This is a genomic window from Pseudomonas sp. UBA5666 (genome assembly GCF_002420785.1).
GTDB classification, from domain to species: domain Bacteria; phylum Pseudomonadota; class Gammaproteobacteria; order Pseudomonadales; family Pseudomonadaceae; genus Aquipseudomonas; species Aquipseudomonas fulva.
The window spans coordinates 1-2,879 of the sequence record NZ_DIIQ01000030.1; the positions used below are offsets into that span (position 1 = coordinate 1).

The window sequence follows — 2,879 nt, forward strand, 5'->3', positions numbered from 1 at the left end:
GTGGGGAAGGGAACGATCAAACTTTTCCTTAGCCATCGATACAATCCTCCGCAGAAGAAATAGTCTTGCGCTGATAAAACAAAGGCAGATATTTTCATATCTGCCTTGTTTATATGGAGCTCTTGAGCGGACTTGAACCGCTGACCTCACCCTTACCAAGGGTGTGCTCTACCAACTGAGCTACAAGAGCGAAACACATTGTGCAATAACCAGCAAACTTGGAGCGGGTAGCGGGAATCGAACCCGCATCATCAGCTTGGAAGGCTGAGGTTCTACCACTAAACTATACCCGCGAGGCTTGCGGCTCTCGCTAAAACTGGTGGAGGGAGAAGGATTCGAACCTTCGAAGCTCTCGCAACGGATTTACAGTCCGTCCCCTTTGGCCGCTCGGGAATCCCTCCAGATGTGGCCGGCATTTTATTCATCTGCCGTCCTAGTGTCAAGCGCTTTTTCAAATTTTCTCAATCAAATCTGAAACTTAGCTGCTGTGGCACCGCTTGCAACTCAACCACCTGAGTGGTGTTCCCTGCGAAGCGGGCGCCATTCTATCAAGCTATTCACCAGTTGCAATACCCTGGCAGAAAATAATTTGATGTTTTAAGTCTTTGAAATCATTGGAAAGCGCGTCGAGGGTCGCTGGGTCCAACAAACGCTCACTTGCAGGCTCTACTTTCAGCCAACGCCCTTGGGCACCTGCGACCTGCCCTCGGACCTGGGCCGTGGCGATGTCCAGGCTGGTCAGCCGCTGACGAAGCGACTCAAGCGTATCGGGCGTCATTGCGCCTCCGACTATGAGGCACTCCTCGCGACGTCGCTCAGGTGCCGCCACGCCTGCTTCCCGCAATAGGCGAATGTCCTGCTGACTGCCTTTATAAAGCGAAAGCGGCGTTACATCCTTGACCTTGAGCGGCGCCTCCTGTTGATTCCAGACGTAGTACACACCGTTGAGGATCAGCAGCAACAAGAACAACCAGCGCATAGGCACCTCAATTCAGTGGGCAGGCCATGGCCAAGCCTACAAAGACCAAGTCAGGCACCACGCGCGCGTCAGGCAACGAGTCCTTGACTAGCGGGGCGTCCCCTCCCGTCAGGAAAACAGTAAAATCTTCACCCCATATTTCACGCGCCTGCTCAAGTTGTGTGCGTACGAAGCCTTGCAGCATCAGCACGCAGCCTCGCTCGACCGCCTCCACCGTCGAGCGACCCGGGGTCAAGCTGACCAATGCACGCTCGGCGGATGCATCGTCATAGCGAATACGGCGCGTGTGCGTGCGCAGTTGGCTACGCATCAGCGGCATGCCCGGACAGATATAGCCGCCTAGATGCTCGCCGTTTGCGGCGACGAAGTCTGCTTTGGCCGCAGTGCCCAGGTCAATGACGAGGCAAGCGCCCTTGGCCAGGTGAAATGCGCCCAGCGTTGCCAGCCAACGATCCATCCCGAGGCGCTGATAATCCGCATAGCCGTTGCGCACGCCCGCCATCTCCGGCGCTGACTGTGCGACTTGAGCCTGGACGGCAAATACCTGGGCAATCAGGGTCGTCAAGGCATCGGTTTCTTCCTCACTGCGCACGCTGACGATACGACAAGCCGTAATCTGAACGCCTGCCAGCACTCTGATCTGATCCATGAGTGTCTGGTCGGAATCCACGATCCCGCCACCCACAATCATTGCATCGTGAAGATGAATTACCCGCCATTTGATGAAGCTGTTACCGCAATCGAGCTCAAGAATCATCACTCAACCTCAAACTAAGCTCGCCGCCGCTGAAGACTTTCTCCACGCCATCCACGCGCATGCGCAAACCGCCCTGCCCGTCCACGCCCGCGACCACTCCTTGTACCTGGGTGGCTCCGGCAATGAGCGTTACATTGCGCCCCTGCCAGAGGTGCGCTTGCTCCCACTCTTCCTGAAAAGCCGCAAACCCATAACGGCGGTGACGCCCCAGCTCATGCTCCAAGTGGTGGCTCAGCACCGCCACTAAATGGTTGCGGTCTACAGACGCTCCTAATTCTCGACGCATGGAGGTCCATCGTTGATCCACCTGCGTATTGGCCTGCATATTCACGTTTATGCCAATTCCCAGAACCACATGGCATACGTCTGCCGGATCACCGATCAGCTCAAGCAAAATGCCCGTTATCTTCTGACCATCGACCAGCACGTCGTTAGGCCACTTCACGCCTACATTCTTTACCCCGAATGTCTGCAATGTGCGCATGACCGCCAATCCCACGACAAGGCTCAGCCCCTCAAGCTGACGCATGCCACCGTCAATGCGCAGCACCAGACTGAAGTATAGGTTTTGCGCGAAAGGGCTGATCCATTGCCGACCGCGTCGCCCGCGACCGGCACTCTGCTGCTCCGCCAATACCACGAAGGGCGCCAGTTGCCCGTTAGCCGCCAGGCGCATACCTTCGGCATTGGTCGAATCGATGGACTCATGGATGAATGTGGGCCAGGGCGCCGCCTCTGCATGGCCCGCGATCGCCGCACCGTCCAGCAGCACCAACGGTGAAGCTAGCTGATAGCCACGGCCACGTACCTTGTGGATACTGAGGTTCAGCTCGCTTTCCAAGTGCTGCAGCTGCTTCCACACCGCACTGCGACTGACGCCCAGAGCCGCCCCCAGAGCTTCTCCGGAATGGAATCGGCCATCCTTGAGGAGATTCAACAACTTCAGCATGCGCGTCTCGACTTCGAATGAGGCTGGCATGATAGCCATGGGGGATTGCCTTGCATAGGACAAGGGCTTGCGATTGGGGGCAGCCGGGTGCGCTGCACGGCTCCCGCTCAGATACCAGACCGCCGGCCCTCGCGCCCTTCACAGGAGCAATGCCGGCGGGTTTGTCTGAGACGCAAAGACAAAACCCCTACCTG

3 protein-coding genes and 3 tRNA genes are annotated in these 2,879 nt (G+C 57.2%); all 6 read right to left on the bottom strand.

The genetic code is table 11. From position 1 onward, the window contains the following. Positions 1 to 114 precede the first annotated feature (114 nt). Positions 115 to 190: transfer RNA gene (locus B2Y33_RS13975), tRNA-Thr, on the bottom strand. A 29-nt stretch (positions 191 to 219) separates the two neighbouring features. Then, positions 220 to 293: transfer RNA gene (locus B2Y33_RS13980), tRNA-Gly, on the bottom strand. A gap of 24 nt (positions 294 to 317) precedes the next feature. After that, positions 318 to 401 (bottom strand) — tRNA-Tyr (locus B2Y33_RS13985). A gap of 152 nt (positions 402 to 553) precedes the next feature. Next, positions 554 to 979, bottom strand: a complete 426-nt coding sequence (locus B2Y33_RS13990; RefSeq protein ID WP_027915759.1) for a hypothetical protein — start codon at positions 977 to 979, stop codon at positions 554 to 556. Between the two features lie 7 nt (positions 980 to 986). Continuing rightward, positions 987 to 1,736: a pantothenate kinase gene (locus B2Y33_RS13995; protein ID WP_027915760.1), complete on the bottom strand. Its 750-nt coding sequence runs from the start codon at positions 1,734 to 1,736 to the stop codon at positions 987 to 989. Then, positions 1,726 to 2,685: a bifunctional biotin--[acetyl-CoA-carboxylase] ligase/biotin operon repressor BirA gene (birA, locus tag B2Y33_RS14000; protein ID WP_027915761.1), complete on the bottom strand. Its 960-nt coding sequence runs from the start codon at positions 2,683 to 2,685 to the stop codon at positions 1,726 to 1,728. Before birA ends, B2Y33_RS13995 begins: the two co-directional genes overlap by 11 nt. Between the last annotated feature and the right edge of the window lie 194 nt (positions 2,686 to 2,879).

Coding starts and splice junctions, on each gene's coding strand:
- B2Y33_RS13995 (WP_027915760.1), bottom strand. CDS start 1,736: ATGATTCTTGAGCTCGATTGCGGTAACAGCTTCATCAAATGGCGGGTA.
- birA (WP_027915761.1), bottom strand. CDS start 2,685: ATGCTGAAGTTGTTGAATCTCCTCAAGGATGGCCGATTCCATTCCGGA.
- B2Y33_RS13990 (WP_027915759.1), bottom strand. CDS start 979: ATGCGCTGGTTGTTCTTGTTGCTGCTGATCCTCAACGGTGTGTACTAC.